18 protein-coding genes are annotated in these 18,846 nt (G+C 59.8%); 11 read left to right on the top strand and 7 right to left on the bottom strand.

Translation table 11 applies throughout. From position 1 onward, the window contains the following. Positions 1–45: 45 nt before the first annotated feature. The gene (locus tag PQQ86_RS11275) at positions 46–978 is read left to right on the top strand and encodes an SPFH domain-containing protein (RefSeq protein WP_408266622.1); all 933 of its coding nucleotides are present in this window, start codon (positions 46–48) and stop codon (positions 976–978) included. Positions 979–1,157: 179 nt separating this feature from the next. On the opposite strand, the gene smpB is transcribed toward PQQ86_RS11275, so the two are convergent. After that, entirely contained in the window at positions 1,158–1,604 is a 447-nt protein-coding gene (gene smpB / locus PQQ86_RS11270) for an SsrA-binding protein SmpB (protein ID WP_054035193.1), read from the bottom strand. 100 nt (positions 1,605–1,704) lie between these two features. Here smpB and PQQ86_RS11265 point away from each other — a divergent pair, with 100 nt between their 5' ends. Together PQQ86_RS11265 and PQQ86_RS11260 are read left to right on the top strand one after the other, a co-directional pair. Further along, complete coding sequence (locus PQQ86_RS11265) at positions 1,705–2,142, top strand: type II toxin-antitoxin system RatA family toxin (RefSeq protein WP_028199353.1); 438 nt, start codon at positions 1,705–1,707, stop codon at positions 2,140–2,142. Continuing rightward, a complete protein-coding gene (locus PQQ86_RS11260) occupies positions 2,139–2,471 on the top strand; it encodes an RnfH family protein (protein ID WP_408266619.1) in 333 nt (110 codons plus the stop codon). Before PQQ86_RS11265 ends, PQQ86_RS11260 begins: the two co-directional genes overlap by 4 nt. Before the next feature lie 54 nt (positions 2,472–2,525). Here PQQ86_RS11260 and PQQ86_RS11255 read toward each other — a convergent pair whose 3' ends face one another. Then, positions 2,526–3,503 (bottom strand): DMT family transporter, encoded by a 978-nt coding sequence (locus PQQ86_RS11255; RefSeq protein WP_408266617.1) that lies wholly within the window; start codon positions 3,501–3,503, stop codon positions 2,526–2,528. Between the two features lie 358 nt (positions 3,504–3,861). On the opposite strand from PQQ86_RS11255, the gene guaB reads away from it, so the two are divergent. The 5 genes from guaB to PQQ86_RS11230 all read left to right on the top strand — a co-directional run bounded on the left by guaB (position 3,862) and on the right by PQQ86_RS11230 (position 11,219). Continuing rightward, positions 3,862–5,322 carry an IMP dehydrogenase gene (gene guaB / locus PQQ86_RS11250; protein ID WP_169484046.1) on the top strand — a complete coding sequence of 487 codons (1,461 nt, stop codon included), beginning with the start codon at positions 3,862–3,864 and terminating at the stop codon, positions 5,320–5,322. Between the two features lie 6 nt (positions 5,323–5,328). Continuing rightward, positions 5,329–6,054 carry a hypothetical protein gene (locus PQQ86_RS11245; protein ID WP_408266615.1) on the top strand — a complete coding sequence of 242 codons (726 nt, stop codon included), beginning with the start codon at positions 5,329–5,331 and terminating at the stop codon, positions 6,052–6,054. Between the two features lie 203 nt (positions 6,055–6,257). Beyond that, complete coding sequence (gene guaA / locus PQQ86_RS11240) at positions 6,258–7,841, top strand: glutamine-hydrolyzing GMP synthase (protein WP_408266613.1); 1,584 nt, start codon at positions 6,258–6,260, stop codon at positions 7,839–7,841. A 106-nt stretch (positions 7,842–7,947) separates the two neighbouring features. Continuing rightward, positions 7,948–10,152, top strand: coding sequence for an OsmC domain/YcaO domain-containing protein (locus PQQ86_RS11235; RefSeq protein ID WP_408266611.1), 2,205 nt, complete (start codon positions 7,948–7,950; stop codon positions 10,150–10,152). Between the two features lie 386 nt (positions 10,153–10,538). Then, positions 10,539–11,219, top strand: a complete 681-nt coding sequence (locus PQQ86_RS11230; RefSeq protein WP_408266609.1) for an alpha/beta hydrolase — start codon at positions 10,539–10,541, stop codon at positions 11,217–11,219. Between the two features lie 131 nt (positions 11,220–11,350). Here PQQ86_RS11230 and benD read toward each other — a convergent pair whose 3' ends face one another. The 5 genes from benD to catA form a co-directional block, all read right to left on the bottom strand. Next, on the bottom strand, positions 11,351–12,127 hold the full coding sequence (benD, locus tag PQQ86_RS11225) for a benzoate diol dehydrogenase BenD (protein WP_408266608.1): 777 nt from the start codon (positions 12,125–12,127) through the stop codon (positions 11,351–11,353). Continuing rightward, the gene (gene benC / locus PQQ86_RS11220) at positions 12,124–13,146 is read right to left on the bottom strand and encodes a benzoate 1,2-dioxygenase electron transfer component BenC (protein WP_408266607.1); all 1,023 of its coding nucleotides are present in this window, start codon (positions 13,144–13,146) and stop codon (positions 12,124–12,126) included. Before benC ends, benD begins: the two co-directional genes overlap by 4 nt. Before the next feature lie 40 nt (positions 13,147–13,186). Then, complete coding sequence (gene benB, locus PQQ86_RS11215; protein WP_408202174.1) at positions 13,187–13,675, bottom strand: benzoate 1,2-dioxygenase small subunit; 489 nt, start codon at positions 13,673–13,675, stop codon at positions 13,187–13,189. After that, complete coding sequence (locus PQQ86_RS11210) at positions 13,672–15,030, bottom strand: Rieske 2Fe-2S domain-containing protein (protein WP_408266605.1); 1,359 nt, start codon at positions 15,028–15,030, stop codon at positions 13,672–13,674. The genes benB and PQQ86_RS11210 overlap by 4 nt, the downstream gene beginning before the upstream one ends. A gap of 113 nt (positions 15,031–15,143) precedes the next feature. Further along, positions 15,144–16,076, bottom strand: a complete 933-nt coding sequence (gene catA / locus PQQ86_RS11205; protein WP_408266603.1) for a catechol 1,2-dioxygenase — start codon at positions 16,074–16,076, stop codon at positions 15,144–15,146. Positions 16,077–16,249: 173 nt separating this feature from the next. Here catA and PQQ86_RS11200 point away from each other — a divergent pair, with 173 nt between their 5' ends. The 3 genes from PQQ86_RS11200 (at position 16,250) to PQQ86_RS11190 (ending at position 18,590) form a co-directional block, all read left to right on the top strand. Next, on the top strand, positions 16,250–17,173 hold the full coding sequence (locus PQQ86_RS11200; RefSeq protein ID WP_408266601.1) for a LysR family transcriptional regulator: 924 nt from the start codon (positions 16,250–16,252) through the stop codon (positions 17,171–17,173). A gap of 111 nt (positions 17,174–17,284) precedes the next feature. Further along, positions 17,285–17,512, top strand: coding sequence for a hypothetical protein (locus tag PQQ86_RS11195; protein WP_097389533.1), 228 nt, complete (start codon positions 17,285–17,287; stop codon positions 17,510–17,512). 46 nt (positions 17,513–17,558) lie between these two features. Beyond that, the gene (locus tag PQQ86_RS11190) at positions 17,559–18,590 is read left to right on the top strand and encodes a LuxR C-terminal-related transcriptional regulator (protein ID WP_408266599.1); all 1,032 of its coding nucleotides are present in this window, start codon (positions 17,559–17,561) and stop codon (positions 18,588–18,590) included. The last annotated feature ends 256 nt before the right edge of the window (positions 18,591–18,846 follow it).

Raw genomic sequence — 18,846 nt, 5'->3', positions numbered from 1 at the left:
ACAGCGTCATGCATAACTATTCGAACTACGGACCGGAGGTCAGTTATGGATTCAACCATTGTCGGGGCGGTGCTTCTGCTTATCGTGATCGTGCTGGCGGCGCAGACGCTCAAGATCGTGCCGCAGCAGCATGCGTGGGTGCTGGAGCGGCTCGGCCGTTATCACCGCACGCTGACGCCGGGCTTGAGCTTCGCGTTTCCGTTCGTCGACCGGATCGCGTACAAGCACATCCTCAAGGAAATCCCGCTCGAAGTACCGAGCCAGGTGTGTATTACGCGCGACAACACGCAATTGCAGGTAGATGGCGTGCTGTATTTCCAGGTCACAGATCCCATGAAGGCGTCGTACGGTTCGAGCAATTTCGTGTTCGCGATTACGCAGCTGTCGCAGACCACGCTGCGCTCCGTGATCGGCAAACTCGAACTCGACAAGACGTTCGAAGAGCGCGACTTCATCAACCACAGCATCGTGTCGTCGCTCGATCAAGCGGCGTCGAACTGGGGCGTCAAGGTGCTGCGCTACGAGATCAAGGACCTGACGCCGCCCAAGGAAATTCTTCACGCAATGCAGGCACAGATCACCGCCGAGCGCGAGAAGCGCGCGCTGATCGCGGCATCCGAAGGGCGTAAGCAGGAACAGATCAATATCGCCTCGGGCGGGCGCGAGGCGTCGATCCAGAAGTCCGAAGGCGAGCGGCAGGCGGCGATCAATCAGGCGCAGGGTCAGGCCGCGGCGATTCTGGCGGTGGCTGAAGCTAACTCACAGGCGATTCAGAAGATCGCTGCAGCCATCCAGTCGAACGGCGGGATGGAAGCGGTGAACCTGAAAGTGGCGGAGCAGTATGTGAATGCATTCGGTAACCTGGCGAAGCAGGGCACCACGTTGATCGTGCCGGGCAACCTGGCGGATATGAGTTCGATGATCGCGTCGGCGCTGACCATTGTGAACAAGGGGAAGGGTGCGGCCGAGGCGCGCTGATTGACGTTCTTCCTTTGCCGAATAAAAATGGCCCGCAAGATCAGCGGGCCATTTTTCATTGAATCGCAGTTTTTGCCAGGGAGCCGGCGAGGCTAGCGAAGCGCAGCAAATCCGCACATCACGCGACGCGTATCAAGCCGGCCCGCAGACCGGGCCGCCGCTCAAGCCGGAGATCACGCTCACGACGGCGAACGCATCAGGCGCGCCTTCTCGCGTTCCCAGTCGCGCTTCTTCTCGGTTTCGCGTTTGTCGTGTTGCTTCTTACCCTTGGCGAGGCCGATCTCGCATTTGACGCGACCGCCCTTGTAATGAAAGTTCAACGGCACGAGCGTATAACCGCGCTGCTCGACCTTGCCGATCAATTTGCTGATTTCCTCGGCGTGCAGTAGCAGTTTGCGCGTGCGCACCGGGTCCGGATTGATGTGGGTCGAGGCTTCGGGCAGCGGGCTGATGTGCGTGCCGATCAGGAACAGTTCGTTGTTCTTGATGACCACGTAGCCTTCCTTGATCTGGCCACGGCCGGCGCGCAAGGCTTTGACCTCCCATCCTTCGAGCACGAGCCCCGCTTCGTAGCGTTCTTCGACCGAGTAGTCGTAGAAGGCTTTTCTGTTGTCAATGATGCTCATGAATGGAAAGTGCCCAACTCGTTTAAAATCACGATTTTAGCAAAGCGGGGCAAGGAAAGCCCGCGGCGCTTGTCCACCCTTGCCACGCGCTGTTCAATTTATGGCAGATGTCCAGAAAACCGTGTTGATCCGCCATTCGGCGGAACAGATGTTCGACCTCGTCACCGACGTCGCCGATTACCCCAACTTCCTGCCTTGGTGCGGGGGAGTCGAAATCCGCCGCCAGGACGAAACCGGCATGGAGGCGAAGATCGATATCAACTTCAAGGGCATCAAGCAGCATTTCGCCACGCGCAACAGCATGGAGCGGCCCACGCGCATCGATATGGAGTTCGCGGACGGTCCGTTTCGCAAATTCACCGGCTTCTGGCGTTTTACGCCGCTGCGGGCCGACGCCTGCAAGATCGAATTCGCGTTGCACTACGAATTCACCAACATCATTCTCGAGAAGATCATTGGGCCCGTGTTCAGCCACATTGCCAATACCTTCGTCGAATCGTTCGTGAAGCGCGCCGATCAGCGCTACGGTAAGGCATGAGCGCGCGCTTGTCGATTGAAGTCTGCTACGCGCTTGCCAATGAGCAGGCGCTGATTGCCGTGGACCTGCCGGAAGGCACCACGCTGCAGCAGGCGATAGACGCGAGTGGCATCTTGCAGCGTTATCCGCAGATCGATCTGGGCATGCAGAAGGTCGGTGTGTTCGGCAAGCTCAAGCCGTTGGATACGGTGCTCGCCGACCATGATCGTGTCGAGATTTACCGGCCGCTGCTGGTGGATCCGAAGCTGTCGCGTCAACGGCGCGTCGAGAAGACCCGCAAGGCGGGCTCGATCGAAGGGCGCCGCTGGCAGAACAAGGATTCGCGCTAGGCTCGACCTGTGGCTGCGGCGGGGCAGCGCCCGGGGTGCCTCGTCTCAATCGTCTCAATGCACCGAAGGCTGCGCCTTCTCCTCAATCGACGCCGCCCCGGGCGTACCGTCGTCCGCATGCTGGCGCACCGACCAGCACACTCCCGCCACCAGCAGCAGGATCGCCGCCGTTTCCAGCGGGCGCGGCAGGCGCTGGTCGTAGATAAACGCGTAGAGCAGCGCGAAAAGCGTCTCGAACACGATCATCTGGCCGGACAGCGTGAGCGGCAGCCGTTTCGACGCGGCATTCCACAGCCCGTTGCCGAGCCACGACGCGCCGACGGCGAGGCCCAGATTCAGCAACCAGAAGGTGTGCCAGCGCTCGTCGCCGAGCGGCCCCTGCAGGCTGCCAGACGGCATGACGGCGACCACCAGCCACAATCCCGCGCCGAGCGCACCGGTCACCACACCCCATAGCACCGACCACTCGTTGCCGCTGAAATGCGTCTGACGCTGCAGGTAGCGGGCGTTTTCGACCGCGAACCAGGTCCAGCAGGCGAGCGCGCCGACTGCGCAGGCGAGGCCGAGGAGCTTCGTCGCGATACTGACGGGCGCGCTGTCCGCTACCGTGAAGACGTCGATGTTGATGCAGGCGATGCCGGCCACCACCAGCGAAAGCGGCCATACGAGGCGGGCAAGCGGCACGGCGCCGTGATCGCGCCGGCCGAGCAGCGTCACCGTGACCGGCAGCACGCCGACGATCAGCGATGCAGGCGCGATGCCGATCATATGGACCGCGGCGGTCAACAGCAGGTAGTAGAGCAGGTTGCCAGCCAGCGCCAGTCTGACCAGCGCGCCGAGATCTTCGCGGGTCAGGCGTTTGACGAGCGAGCGCGCCATCGGCAGCGCGGCGGTCAGCGAGACGATGCCGTACATCGTGTAGCGGCCGGCGCTCAGCAGCAGCGGCGAGAAATCGGGCAGCACGCGCGGCACCAGAAACACCATGCCCCATAAGGCCCCGGCCATTACTCCATATGCCACACCGCGCTGCATCGACTGCCCCTGCAAGAAAACTGGAATGGTCGGCAGAATAGCCGTTCGACGGGCGGGGTGTCTTGTTTGATTCTGCATTCCGGCGGTTTTATCCGGCGTGTTCAGGCACCTTTTAACTTCCGCGCGATGGCCTGGCGGCGCGTAAGTCCCCCAAATTTCCGATTCCCGAACCGGGTGGGGCGTCCATGCGCCCGAACGCGCAAACGAAACCGGATCGAACCCGAGGCGAACGTGGAAGCGAAATCGAAGGGCTAGAAGTCACGAAAAAAATCGCCCGAAATTCGCTAAGCTGCTGTTAGTGCAGTGAAAACCAGGGAGGTATCGCGTATAATTCGCTTTTGCGCCTATAGGATTTGCCATGCGTCTGATCCAAACAGCACTCACGTTCGATGACGTGCTCCTCGTCCCGGCTTTCTCCGATGTTCTGCCGCGCGACACCAGCCTCAAGACCCGGCTGACCCGCAACATCTCCCTGAATATGCCGCTCGTGTCCGCCGCCATGGACACCGTCACCGAAGCCCGTCTCGCGATCGCGATGGCGCAAATGGGTGGCGTGGGCATCATCCACAAGAATCTCACGCCGGCCGAACAGGCGCGTGAAGTTGCCAAGGTCAAGCGCTTCGAATCGGGCGTCGTGCGCGATCCGATCACCGTGCCGCCGCAAATGAAGGTACGCGACGTCATCGCGCTGTCGCGTCAGCATGGCATTTCGGGCTTCCCTGTCGTCGAAGGCGCGCAACTGATCGGTATCGTTACGAATCGTGACTTGCGCTTTGAAGAGCGTCTGGACGAGCCGGTGCGCAACATCATGACGCCGCGTGAGCGCCTCGTCACCGTCAAGGAAGGCACGCCGCTCGCCGAAGCCAAGGCGCTGATGCACAGCCACCGCCTCGAGCGCGTGCTGGTCATTAACGACGCATTCGAACTGCGCGGCCTGATGACCGTCAAGGACATCACCAAGCAAACCGAACACCCGGACGCGTGTAAAGACGAACACGGCAAGCTGCGCGCAGGCGCCGCGGTCGGCGTGGGCGAAGACAACGAAGAGCGCGTGGAACTGCTGGTGCAGGCGGGTGTGGACGTGATCGTCGTCGACACGGCGCACGGCCACAGCAAGGGCGTGCTCGAGCGCGTCAAGTGGGTCAAACAGAAATTCCCGCACGTCGAAGTGATCGGCGGCAACATCGCTACCGCTGCGGCAGCCAAGGCGCTTGTCGAATACGGCGCAGACGGAGTGAAGGTCGGTATCGGCCCGGGCTCGATCTGCACGACGCGGATCGTCGCCGGTGTGGGCGTGCCGCAGGTCACCGCGATTTCCAATGTCTCCGAAGCGCTGAAGGGCACAGGCGTGCCGGTCATCGCCGACGGCGGCGTGCGCTTCTCGGGCGACGTCAGCAAGGCGCTGGCCGCCGGTGCGAACTCCGTGATGATGGGCAGCATGTTCGCCGGCACCGAAGAAGCGCCGGGCGACGTGTTCCTGTTCCAGGGCCGCCAGTACAAGTCGTACCGTGGCATGGGCTCGGTCGGTGCGATGAAAGACGGCGCTGCGGACCGCTACTTCCAGGACAACTCCGCGAACATCGACAAGCTCGTGCCGGAAGGTATCGAAGGCCGCGTCGCCTACAAGGGCTCGGTCAACGCGATCCTGTTCCAGCTGATCGGCGGCGTGCGCGCCAGCATGGGCTACTGCGGTTGCCGCACGATCGCGGAGATGAATGACAAGGCCGAGTTCGTGCAGATCACGGGCGCGGGCTTGCGCGAGTCGCATGTGCATGACGTGCAGATCACCAAGGAAGCGCCCAACTACCACGTGGACTAAACGCCAATGAAGCCATTGCTGCGCGCTGTACTCATCGTCGATGCGTTGTTGCTGCTTGCGTTCGGCGTGCTGTTTCTGCTGACGCCCTGGACTTCGTTGTACAACGCGCTGCTTCTGGTGCAAACCCAGCCGGCCCTGGTCGGCCAGGGGTTTGGCGTGGCGCTGATCGGGCTCGCGTGGCTTGCTTTGCACGCGTCGCTCGACGGTTCGCTCACGTCGACGGTCGCCAAGGTCGTCGGCCATGTGAACTGGTTGACCGGCGTGCTGATGCTGGTCTGGCTGCTCGGGCTGCATACGCCGGCGCTGACCGGCTTCGGGCAGATCATCGCGGTGCTGACCGGCGTGGTGCTGCTGGTGGTCGGCCTGGGCGGTGTGCGCCTGTCGGGCGCGGTGCGGCGGCGTGAAAAGGTGCGGCTGGTTGAAGCCGCAGCCGCTGAGCGCGCCGAAAAGCAGGCCGCGAAAGATGCCGCCAAAGACGCTGCCAACAGGCGCGACTCCGGTCGCGTGACGGCAGAGCCGGTCTATCGCGTCGAGCCGCTCGTCGAGCCCGTTGTGCCGGTCACACGGCCCGCGAGTCCAGTTTCGGCTGTGCCGGTCTACCCGGCGGTCGACGAGCCGGGTCTGACGGCCTCTGAACGCGCCGCACGCGCGGAGGCCGCAGCTGCGCGCGACGATGCCCGCAACGCTGCTGCCGATGCACCTGGTGCGCCCCGGCCGCCGTTTCATGGCTGACGCGCCAAGCGCCAGAACGCCTGCCGAAGCAACCGGATTCCGTTCGCGCGCGTCGCAGGCAAGTGCCTGCGGTGCTGAATGGCCCAGCGCGCTTCACCGCCACGCTTCATGCTCCATCGTCCCCACGTGGACTGCTTTGAATTCAACGCCGCGCGTCATGCGCGGTATCCCGTATCCGTTTACTTTTGACTCCGTCCGCTGCCATGCATGACAAGATCCTGATCCTCGACTTCGGTTCGCAAGTCACCCAACTGATTGCACGTCGCGTTCGCGAAGCCAACGTGTATTCGGAAATTCATCCGTACGACGTCGATGCGTCGTTCATTCGCGATTTCGCGCCGAAGGGCGTGATCCTCTCCGGCGGCCCGAGCTCGGTCACCGAAACGGATACGCCGCGCGTGCCGCAAGCGGTGTTCGAACTCGGCGTACCCGTGCTGGGCATTTGCTACGGCATGCAGGCAATGGCCGAGCAGCTCGGTGGCAAGGTCGATATCGGTCACCTGCGTGAGTTCGGCTACGCCGAAGTGCGCGCGCGCAACCATACGAGCCTGCTCGAAGGCATCAACGACTTCACCACGCCGGAAGGTCACGGCATGCTGAAGGTGTGGATGAGCCACGGCGACAAGGTCCTCGAAATGCCGCCGGGCTTCCAGCTGATGGCGTCGACGGAATCGTGCCCGATCGCGGCAATGGCCGACGAAGCGCGCCATTTCTACGGCCTGCAATGGCACCCGGAAGTGACGCACACCGTGCAGGGCCGTGCGATGCTCGAACGCTTCGTGCTGCAGATTTGCCGCGCGAATCCCGACTGGGAAATGGGCCATTACATCGACGAAGCCGTCGCGAAGATTCGCGAGCAGGTCGGTAATGAGCACGTGATTCTGGGCTTGTCGGGTGGTGTGGATTCGTCGGTGGCGGCGGCGCTGCTGCATCGTGCGATCGGCGATCAGCTGACCTGCGTGTTCGTCGATCACGGCCTCCTGCGTTTGAACGAAGCCGAGCAGGTGATGGCAACGTTCGCCGAGAACCTTGGCGTGAAGGTGATCCACGTCGACGCGAGCGAAGTGTTCCTGTCGAAGCTGGCCGGCGTGACCGATCCGGAAGCGAAGCGCAAGATTATCGGCGCGGAATTCGTCGAAGTGTTCCAGACCGAAGCCAACAAGCTGACCGATGCGAAGTGGCTCGCGCAGGGCACGATCTATCCGGACGTGATCGAATCGGCCGGCAAGGGCAAGAAGGCGACGCAGACCATCAAGAGTCACCACAACGTGGGCGGCCTGCCGGAGACGCTGAATCTGAAGCTGCTCGAGCCGCTGCGCGAACTGTTCAAGGACGAAGTGCGCGAACTCGGCGTGAAGCTCGGTTTGCCGCCGGCGATGGTGTACCGCCACCCGTTCCCGGGCCCGGGTTTGGGCGTGCGGATTCTCGGCGAAGTGCGCCGCGATTTCGCCGATCTGCTGCGCCGCGCGGATGCGATTTTCATCGAGACGCTGCGTACCTTCATCGACAAGGAGACCGGCAAGTCCTGGTACGACCTGACGAGCCAGGCGTTCGCGGTGTTCCTGCCGGTGAAGAGCGTGGGCGTGATGGGCGACGGCCGGACTTACGAGTATGTCGTTGCGCTGCGCGCTGTGCAGACACTGGACTTCATGACCGCACATTGGGCGCATCTGCCGCACGAGTTGCTGGGGCATGTGTCGAACCGCATCATTAATGAAGTGCGCGGGATTAACCGGGTGGTGTACGACATCTCGGGGAAGCCGCCGGCAACGATTGAGTGGGAGTAGAACTCTCGCCAGGAAACATCATTCGCTAGTTGATTGACTATTAAAGCCCTGTTCTTTTACAGGGCTTTATATTTTGTTTTGAGCATCATTTTTTTGGAATTTCCCCATGGAAATTAAAGTCAACTTTCTCGATAAGCTACGTCTTGAAGCCAAGTTCGATGACTTCACAGTAGTGGCCGACCAGCCTATCCGTTATAAGGGCGATGGCTCGGCGCCGGGTCCCTTCGATTATTTTCTGGCCTCATCGGCTTTGTGTGCAGCTTACTTTGTGAAGTTGTACTGCGTAACTCGCAATATTCCTACCGAAAATATCCGCCTGTCGCAGAATAATATTGTCGATCCGGAAAACCGGTACCAGCAGATTTTCAAGATTCAGGTTGAGTTGCCGCCGGATATCTCTGCCAAAGACCGCCAGGGTATTTTGCGCTCCATCGACCGCTGTACGGTGAAAAAAGTGGTGCAAGCCGGGCCCGAGTTTGTGATTGAAGAGGTAGAGAACCTGGATGCCGATGCACAGGCCCTGCTGACCTTGGCTCCGGCTTCTGATGCCAGCACCTATATTGCGGGCAAGGATCTGCCGTTGGAGCAAACCATCGCCAATATGTCGGGCATTCTGGCGGGTTTGGGCATGAAGATTGAAATCGCTTCGTGGCGCAATATCGTTCCCAATGTGTGGTCGCTGCATATCCGCGACGCGCACTCGCCGATGTGTTTTACCAATGGCAAGGGAGCGACCAAAGAAAGCGCGTTGGCGTCGGCGTTGGGCGAGTTTATCGAGCGCCTGAATTGCAACCACTTCTATGGCGGGGCGTTTTGGGGCGAAGACATCGCCAATGCGGCGTTTGTACATTACCCGAACGAGCGCTGGTTCAAGCCTGGCCCTAAGGATGCGCTGCCGGCTGACATTCTGGATGCGTACTGCCTGGAAATTTACAATCCCGATGGCGAGTTGCATGGCTCGCATCTGTACGATACCAACTCCGGCAACGTGCAGCGCGGCATCTGTTCGCTGCCATTTGTGCGCCAGTCGGACGGCGAAGTGGTGTATTTTCCGTCCAACCTGATCGAAAACCTGTTCGTCAGCAATGGCATGAGTGCCGGTAATACGTTGGCCGAAGCTCAGGTGCAATGTCTGTCCGAGATTTTCGAACGGGCGGTAAAGCGCGAAATTCTGGAAGGTGAAATCGCATTGCCTGATGTGCCGCACGAAGTGCTGGCGAAATACCCTGGCATTCTGGCCGGGATTCAGGGATTGGAAGAGCAGGGCTTTCCGGTGCTGGTGAAGGATGCGTCGCTGGGTGGGACCTACCCGGTGATGTGCGTCACCTTGATGAACCCTCGGACAGGCGGTGTCTTTGCCTCGTTCGGCGCGCACCCGAGCTTCGAGGTGGCGCTGGAACGGAGCCTGACGGAATTGCTACAGGGGCGCAGTTTTGAAGGCCTGAACGATTTACCTCAGCCTACCTTTGTCAGTAACGCGGTGACTGAACCGAATAACTTTGTTGAGCACTTCATTGATTCCAGCGGTGTGGTGTCGTGGCGCTTTTTCAGCGCCAAAGCGAATTTCGAGTTTGTTGAGTGGGATTTTTCCGGCCAGGGCGAAAACTCCAATGCCGATGAAGCCGCAACCTTGTTCGGAATTCTCGAAGACATGGGCAAAGAGGTGTACACGGCGGTGTATGACCAACTGGGTGCCGTAGCCTGCCGGATTCTGGTGCCCGATTATTCGGAAGTTTACCCGGTAGAGGATTTGATCTGGGATAACACAAACAAGGCGCTGTTGTTCCGTGCCGATATTTTGAACTTGCATCGCCTGGACGATGCAAGCCTGGCAGCACTGCTTGAGCGGTTGGAGAACAGCGAGCTGGACGAGCACTCCGATATTGCCACTTTGATTGGCATCGAGTTTGACGAGAATACGGACTGGGGGCAGCTAACAGTTCTCGAGTTGAAGCTGCTGATTCATCTCGCCTTGCAGCAATTTGAGGCGGCGCAAGAGCTGGTGGGAGCTTTCCTGCAGTACAACGACAACACGGTCGAGCGCGGATTGTTTTACCAGGCCTTGAATGTGGTGTTGGAGGTGCTGCTCGATGACGACCTGGAACTGGACGACTACGCGGTCAACTTCCGTCGGATGTTTGGCAACGCCCGGATGGACGCGGTAATGGGGGCAGTGGACGGCAGCGTGCGCTTCTTCGGGCTCACGCCAACGAGTATGAAACTGGATGGTCTCGATAGGCACCACCGCCTGACCGACAGCTACAAAAAATTGCACAAGGCGCGGGCCAATGTGGCGGCTGCAGCCAGTTAGGGTTGCGAGTCATGGCTGGATGCGATGATGCCGTTCATCTCCCGGCACAAACGCATGTTCGATACCAGAGCGACTGTCTGTGCCTGACAAACCCTTGCTAAATTCAGGTACCGACATTTCCTCCTCGGACGGCCTTGTCCGATACCGTCAAGCCAGTCTGACGGTATCGGAACAGGCTCTGGACATTCTGGTCGCATTCAAGACGTGCTTCGGAGCGAGTTCTCTTAAGAGCTTCATGATGTTCGTGTCCCCCGATTCGATGTGGCTATCATGAACACGCACAGTTAGCGCTGAGTAAGTTTGAAGCGCTGGTGCCGCTCGGCGGTATCCTGCTTGTACTGATCCCGATCGTCTGAACGTTTTCTGAAGCCGAGGAGTTGCGAAACATGACCGAGCCATCACCAACCATCGAAATCGAAACCGCGCCGGATCCCAGATTCGCCGTCATCCTGATGCACGGTCTCGGCGCCGACGCCAATGACTTCGTGCCGCTTGTCCCCGAATTGCGCCTCACAGACGCGCCCGCTGTGCGCTTCGTGTTTCCCAATGCACCTGAGATTGCCGTTACGGCAAACGACGGCTACGTGATGCGCGCGTGGTACGACATACGGTCGTTTCAGGACGTTAATCGGCAAGTTGACGAGGCCGGTATCGAATCGTCTTGCGCGACCGTGCGGCGATTGATCGAAGCGCAGAACCAGCGCGGCATTCCGACTTCTAACATCTTTCTCGCGGGTTTTTCGCAAGGCGCGGCGATGACCTATTCAGCAGGACTGACCCACCCTGAGGCGCTTGCCGGCCTGATCGTGATGTCGGGTTATCTGCCGTCGCAAGACTTTGTGGACAGCCGGTCGAGCGCCGCAAACAGCAGCGCGCCGATTTTTGCCGCGCATGGCATCTACGACGAGGTGTTGCCGATCCAGCTAGGGGAGGCCGCGCGCGACTTTGCGATCGCGAGAGGTTGCAACGTCGCCTGGAGTGCGTATCCGATGCCGCATTCGGTGTGTGAGGAGGAGATCTCGGCGTTGCGCGTGTGGCTCGGCGCGCGCCTCACGGCCTCCTTCTGAATCGTTCCGCAGCGTCTATTCGTGGAGCACGAGCATCGCGGATGTCTCCTTGGCGATGCGTACGTGTACGCCGACGGCGGACTCACTGGGAGTGGGGAGGGCGCTGAAGGAATGCCCTGTTCATTCACGCTTCAACCGGTGTCACCGCCCGCTACCGGCAACACCGTGCCGGTGATATAGCTTGCCTCGTCTGAAGCGAGGAACAGAATCGGCGCGACCTGTTCGTCGATGCTGCCGTAGCGTTTCAAGAAGGTGGATTCAGTGACCTGCCTCACCGCGTCGCCCATCCAGACCTTTTCCTGCTCGCTATCACCGGCTGTGTTGCGCGGGACGCGTCGCGGAGGTGCATCGGTCCCGCCCGGCGCAGTGGCAACCACACGGATGTTGTGCTCCGCGTACTCCATCGCCAGTGACTGCGTGATCGCGTTGACACCGCCCTTGGCCGCCGAGTACGGTATGCGGCGGATACCGCGCGTCGCATTCGAGGAGACGTTGACGATGGCGCCACCGCCACGCGTGAGCAGGTGCGGTAACACAGCATGGCAGGCATACAGCGTGGGCATGAGCGAACGGCGAATTTCCGCGTCAATCTGCTCAGGTTCGAACTCGGCGAATGGACGCATGCGAATCGCGCCACCGACGCCGTTGATCAGTATGTCGATGCCGCCAAACTTGCGCACTGCAAAAGCCATCGTCGATGCCGCGCCTTCGTACGTCTCGAGGTCGGCAACGAAGCCTGCAGTCTCCGAGCCGCTTGCTTCGGCAGCCACTTCGGAAACGAATTCGGCGCGGTCGACGAACAGCACTTTGCCACCTTCCGTGGCCGCACGAAGCGCTACGGCGCGACCAATGCCCTGTGCTGCGCCAGTGACGACCATGACCTTGCCAGCAAATCGTTGCGTGCTCATGCGGTCCTCGGTGCTGCGTTAGGGGTGAACTTCTCGTAGTGGAAGCCGTTGGGCTTCACGCCGTTATCGTCGAAATACTGACGCACTGCATCGACCATCGGTGGCGGCCCGCACAGGTAAACGTCGACATCGCCATCATTCAAGACCTCGGCCGGCATGTGCTGCGTCACCCAACCTTTGCGGGGGTAGGTCGAATCGGTGTCGGCCACGACGGTGGTGTAGGTGAAATTCGACAGCTTCGCGAGGTACGCTTCGATTGCATCGACCTGCACCAGATCGAGGTCTCGGGTCACGCCGTAAATCAGGTGGACCTTCTGCTGCGAATCGGCACGCGCCAGCACTTCCAGCATCGACAGGAACGGCGCCAGGCCCGTTCCGCCAGCGAGGAACAGCAACGGCCGCTCCACGGCGCGCAGATAGAAACTACCGAGCGGCCCGGTCAGCTCCAACGTGTTGCCTGGCTGTGCGGAATCGAGCCAGGTGTTCATCACGCCACCGGGAATACGCTTGATCAGAAAACTGACTTTCGATTGCCCCGGTGCCGATGAGAAAGAGTACGAGCGATGCTGGCCGCTGCCGGGAACATCAATGTTGACATACTGACCCGGCAGAAATACCGGCGCGGTTGCGTCCACGTCCAGCTCGAGCACCACGGCCGCATCGTTGTGCGGCTCCACCTTCGATACCGTCGCGGCGAACCGGCTCTGTTCAGTCTTGCACGCAGTGGAAGAGGCGGGCACTGCAATCACACAATCGCTTTGCGGCACCATCTGGCAGGTGAGTACAAGGCCACTGTCTTTTTCGTCGTCGCTCAGCGCGTCTTCGATGTAATCGTCGCCAAGGTCATAGCTGCCGCTCTCGGCGCGGCACTTGCAGGTACCGCACACGCCATCGGAGCAATCCATTGGCAGGTTGATTTTCGCGCGAAAGGCGGCATCAAGCACCTTCTCGCCCGGCTTGCATGCGACGAAGCGGGTCACGCCGTCCTCGAAGTTCAGTGCAATGTTGTAGCTGGACATGTTGTCTCCTCTACTTCCAGTTTCGTCCCAGCGCTCGACGTCAAACGTGATAAATGTCGAGTACCTGGCGGATGTAGTCGTTCTTCAGCACGATTTTTTTGCTGGCAATCAACAAGGCATCGTCGACCTTTCGCAAAGTAACGAACATCGTGCCGAAAAAATGGTCGTTGATTCTGTAGCGGTGGCTGAGCGTGTCGAAGTTGTAGCGCACGTCCACTTCGTTGTCGCGTTCGGCCAGCACTTCCACATTGGTGACGTTGTGGCTGGTCCGCGGTTCGGGCATCGACGCACTGCTGCGTTCGGTCTTGATGCGGAACACCCGGTCTTCCAGGCCGCCACGGTCTGGGTAATACATCAGCGAGATCTGACTCTCGTGGTCATCGGTGAGCTGGTCGTCGTCGTCCCACGCGGGCATCCAGTAGGTGACGTCCTCGGCATAGCAGGCGAGCCAGTCGTCCCACTGGCGGTCGTCGAGCAGGCGCGCTTCGCGGTACAGCGTGGCGCAGATTTTTGGGTAGTCGAAGCTCATGCCACGGTCTCCTGTTGTTCTTTCTTCAGTGCGTCGCGCATCACCTGAACCCAGTATTCGTGCTGGCACACAAACAGGCCTTCGTCTTCGCTGCGCTCGCCTGAGATGAGCGGCTTCATGCCCATGCTTTTCGCGTTCGCGTCGGGACCTTCGACCCACAACGGCGCGCCGCGCGAAAGGTCGTTCCACATCGCCGTGGTGCCGGCATAGCCAGCCTGGCAGGCGCGGAACTCTTCAAGGTCATCTGCAGTGCCCATTCCTGTTACGTTGAAGAAATCCTCGTATTGGCGAATACGGGTAGCCCGGTCGGCTGCGCTCTCACCCTTTGGGGCAAAGCAGAAGATGGTGACTTCGGTCTTGTCTACGCTGATCGGGCGTACCACGCGAATCTGGGTGCTGAACTGGTCCATCAGGAACACGTTCGGATACAGGCACAGGTTTCGAGTCTGGTTGACGATAAAATCCGCCTTCACTTCGCCGACGCGTGCCTTGATTTCTTCGCGGTATTGATAAACCGGTCGCACGTCCGGGTTCATCGTCTGGGTCCACAACAGAATGTGGCCGTGGTCGAATCCGTACACGCCGGCTACCGACTTGCTCCAGCTGTTCGCATCCACAGCCTTCGTGCCATCGACCTTGCGGCGGTCCATCGTCGCGGCGTAGTTCCAGTGCACGGTGCTGACGTGGTAGCCGTCGCAGCCGTTCTCCATCTGCATCTTCCAGTTGCCGTCGTAGATGTACGAGGAGTTGCCGCGCAACACTTCCAGTCCGTTCGCGGCCTGGTCGACGATCTGGTCGATGATGACTTTGGTCTCGCCGAGGAAGTCCTCGAGCGGTATCGCGTCCGCGTTGAGGCTGCCGAACAGGAAGCCGCGATAGCTCTGGAAGCGCGCGACTTTCTTCAGGTCGTGCGAGCCATTGGTGTTGAATTGCACCGGGTATTCGGTGGTCTTCACGTCCTTCACTTTCAGCAGCTTGCCCGTGTTAGCGAAACTCCAGCCGTGGAACGGACAGGTGAAGGTGCCTTTGTTGCCGTGCTTTTTCCGGCAAAGCATGGCGCCTTTGTGCGCGCAGGCGTTAATGACAGCGTGCAGTTCGCCGTTTTTGTCGCGAGTGATCACGATGGGCTGGCGGCCAATCCAGGTGGTGTAGTAGTCATTGTTGTCGGGAATCTGGCTTTCGTGAGCCAGGTACACCCAGTTGCTCTCGAAGATATGTTTCATCTCGAGTTCAAACAAATCAGCGTTGGTGAAGATGTCACGGCGGCAACGGAATACGCCGTTTTGTTTGTCGTCCTGAACGGCGGTATGCAGCAGTTCATCCAGTTGCGAGGCTTTGTCGATAATTGCAGACATGAGTGCTCTCCCTACGCGTGCGCCAGGTGATGGAGCACGCGCATCGGTGTCGAAAGTTTCTTGCCAAGGATTGAACGGCAGCAGGGGTGCGACGTAGCTGCCGCGTTCAGCGGTCAGGCGATAGCAGACGCACGCAGACGGTGGACGACCTGGTTATCCTTGCCCTGAACCAGCGGAGTCAACTCGATGTTGAACTCGATTTCCTTGTACGCGTCAGCCTTCATGCCCAACGCAGTACCGCCGGTCTTCTCGACGACGTGCGGAATCAGATCCTCGCGTGTCGCGTAGGCGAAGTCATCCCAGATCAGCGGGTCGCCTGCGATATTGATTTGCGTCGTCAGCTTGCGGTGCTTGTCGCTAGTGACGAAGAAGTGCACGTGCGCCGGACGGTTGCCATGGCGGGCGAGCACGTTCAGCAGTTGCTGGGTCGCGCCCTGCGGCGGGCAACCGTAGCCCACCGGCATGAGCGTACGGAATTCGTACTTGCCGTCGGCACCGGTGCTGATCGCTCCGCGCAGGTTGAACTTGCTCTGCGCGCCGGTCGGGTCGAAGTGCGAATAGAAGCCTTTTGAATTAGCGTGCCAGCATTCGACAACCGCGCCTGCGACGGGTTTGCCGTCCGGGCCGGTCACGGTGCCGCGGATGATCAGTGGGCCAGCATCCGGGTCGGGATTGATGTCAATCCTGGACACGCCATCGCGCACCGGCGCACCGGCGACATACAGTGGGCCTTCGATGGTACGTGGCGTGCCACCAATGTCGGCCTCCTTGTCCTCTGCATCCATGCGAATGTCGAGATACTTCTCCAGACCGAGACCTGCGGCAAGCAGCGCCGCTTCGCCATCCTGGCCGAGTTTGTTGAAATAATGAACGCCGGCCCAGATTTCATCGGGCGTCATGTCAAGGTCGTCGATGGCCTTGAACAGATCGCCCAACAGGCGATGGACAATCTGCTGGGCGCGAGCACTGCCGTCCTGGCTACCGACGTTAGCAGCAGCCTTTAACAGGTCCTGCGCTTCCTTCGTATCGAACACTTTGACGCTCATGTCTGCTCCTGAATCTCTATTTTCTTTGGGGTAAACCCTTGGTTTGGCACTCGCTCGAACATGCCTGAAAGGTATAATGGGTGCTGAAACAGAGTGTGAATGCAGAATAGTGGACGCCGGAAGGCCTCGTCCAACACTGATTTAGTATTGGTCCATATCTATAAGGTATTGAAATGGAGCTGCGCCATCTTCGCTATTTCGTTGCCGTAGCCGAGGAGCGTAATTTCACGCGCGCGGCACAGCGGCTGAATATGGCCCAACCGCCTTTGAGCCGTCAGATACAGCAACTTGAAGAAATTCTCGAGGTGCAGTTATTCCAGCGCGACTCGCGCCCGTTGAAGCTGACGGAGACGGGCAAATTTTTCTATGCTCATGCCGTCCAGTTGCTGGCTCAGACGTCCGAACTCGAATCAATGACGCGGCGCGTGGGTAACATCGAGCGCAGTCTCTCTGTCGGTTTCGTGGGTTCGACGTTGTACGGCATGCTGCCAAAAATCATCCGTCGCTTTCGCGACGAGAACACGACCGTCGAACTCAGCCTCCATGAGATGTCGACGATGGACCAGATTCGCGCGTTAAAAGACGGTCAGATCGATGTCGGGTTCGGCCGTATCCGGCATGAGGACGCCAACATCCGCCGGGTGATTCTTCGCGAGGAGAAGATGATCGTTGCATTCCCGGAGGGCCATGCACTCTCATTGGGCAAGCCCGTCCTCGCGCTCAGCGATCTGGTCAACGAGACCCTGATTATTTTTCCCAAGGCGCCGCGACCCAGTTATGCAGACCAGGTGCTGTCGGCATTCGCGGACCGTGGTCTCAAGCCTCGTCGGATATATGAAGTACGGGAGTTGCAGATTGCGCTAGGCCTCGTCGCAGCGGGGGAAGGAATTTCCGTCGTCCCGAGTAGCGTGTATGGCCTGAAGCGAGACGACGTGAGTTACAAGGAGCTGGACGACCCCACTCTGGTTTCCCCAATCATCATGAGCACGCGAATGCTCGACGAGTCGCGGGACCTTCGGGAACTGCTTGAACTCATCTATCGGTTGTACGAGGAGGAAAGGGTGCCTTACGCGCCCCGTAACGATGTCGAGCGGTGATACTCGCTTGCTGTCCGACGCCCCACCAGTATGAAACCTCCCAGGTAGCCTGAAACGATTGACCGGCGTGTACTAGAGTGTACTTACGACGCCTTCAACGGAGGTTCTTCCGTGGATACTCATTCAATTCTGGGCATGATTCACGCCGAAGAGGCTTTACTGGTCTCCATCGTACGGTCGTTACCCCCAGACATCAGACGCGCGGTCGCCAACGATTTTCATGAGCAGGTCGAACTCGCCGGGACTTCGCACCTGAATCCGACAACCGATCGGGAAGCGAGCGACGCGTTCAAGGCTCACATCAAAAGGTTGTCGATCATGCTTGCCTCGCTGTCGTGAAGAGACGCCGATCAGTCCGAGGCGCCACCTGTGGCGCGCACGGCTCATGCTGATCCTTTTCATTGCGCCTGCAGGTTTGTTTCGCGATGGCGTCGCGCGTCTGCTCGGCGACGGGGCCGACGGCGCCGAAGTGAAATGCGCCGACTACACGTTGAGCCCGATCGAGAGCGGGCAAACGGTCGACGTACTCGTGCTCGACGGTGACTACTTGCCAGAGGCGCTCACTACCGCAAGCGCTTCTCATCACGATGCACCCAATCTGCCCGTGCTTGCACTGCTGACCTCGGTCGATCCTCAGACCGTCGAGCAATTCATCTCGGCAGGCGTTGCAGGTCACCTGGGCAAATCGGAGTCCGGCAATGCACTGCTCGGTGCTCTGCGCCTCCTCGCTGCCGGCGGGCGGCATCTGCCATCTGCTATTCGCGTGTCGGCGGCCACCGCGGCTACCGCTTCCACCGACGCGCTGCAAAGGTCCACCGGCGCGGCCGATCCCAATTCCGACTTCCTGACGCCTCGCCAACTGCAAGTGCTGGCGCTCGCGGCGCGCGGCGATTCGAACAAGTCGATCGCGCGACAGTTGAACATTACGGAAGGGACCGTAAAAGTGCACTTATATACGGTGTACAAAGCACTCAAGGTCGGAAGCCGCGGGCAGGCGAGCGTTGCCGCGGCGCGCTTGCAGAAGATCGGCGATGTGCAACTTCACCACGCGCTGGACGGCCAGCTTTCAATCAGCCGCCTGCTGGCTTATACGGCGCCCACCCGTTTTCAGTCCGGCCATGTCCTCTTTCACAAAGATGACCGAAGCGATGCGCTTTACTACATGGTGCGCGGAACGGTCATGCTCGAGGAGATCGGCATCGAGGTGGGGCAGGGCACGATACTGGGCGAGATCGGGCTCTTCTCTCCGGACCATCGGCGCACGTGCACGGCGCGTTGCAAGAGCGAATGTGAGTTACTGGTGGTCTCGGCGACCGACGCGATGCGACTTTATTACCAGGACCCGGAATTTGCCACTTATCTAATCCACTTGATTACCCGCCGATTGGAGGCCGATAAGCTGCGCACGAGGCGTTAATTGCGATTCTCGAACGCTTATTGCAGACACTGCATTTCAACGTGCTTCGACTTTGTCCGATATCGACTGACATAAAGCGGACGGCGGGCAAAAAAAGCCATTTTCCCAACCTTTTTTTGACCTATAACACATACAAATCGCCAGTCTGCTGAGGACATTGGCGGCGCGTTCGCGTCGCCCCGTCAGGCGGCGAGATTCACCATTTCGAGCATTTCGGCTCAACGCTGAAAGGTTGCGCTTGCGTGGGCGCGGCTCT

The organism is Paraburkholderia sediminicola (assembly GCF_046026675.1).
In the GTDB taxonomy this organism is placed as follows: domain Bacteria; phylum Pseudomonadota; class Gammaproteobacteria; order Burkholderiales; family Burkholderiaceae; genus Paraburkholderia; species Paraburkholderia sediminicola_F.
This window is presented reverse-complemented; position numbering and strand designations above follow the sequence as displayed.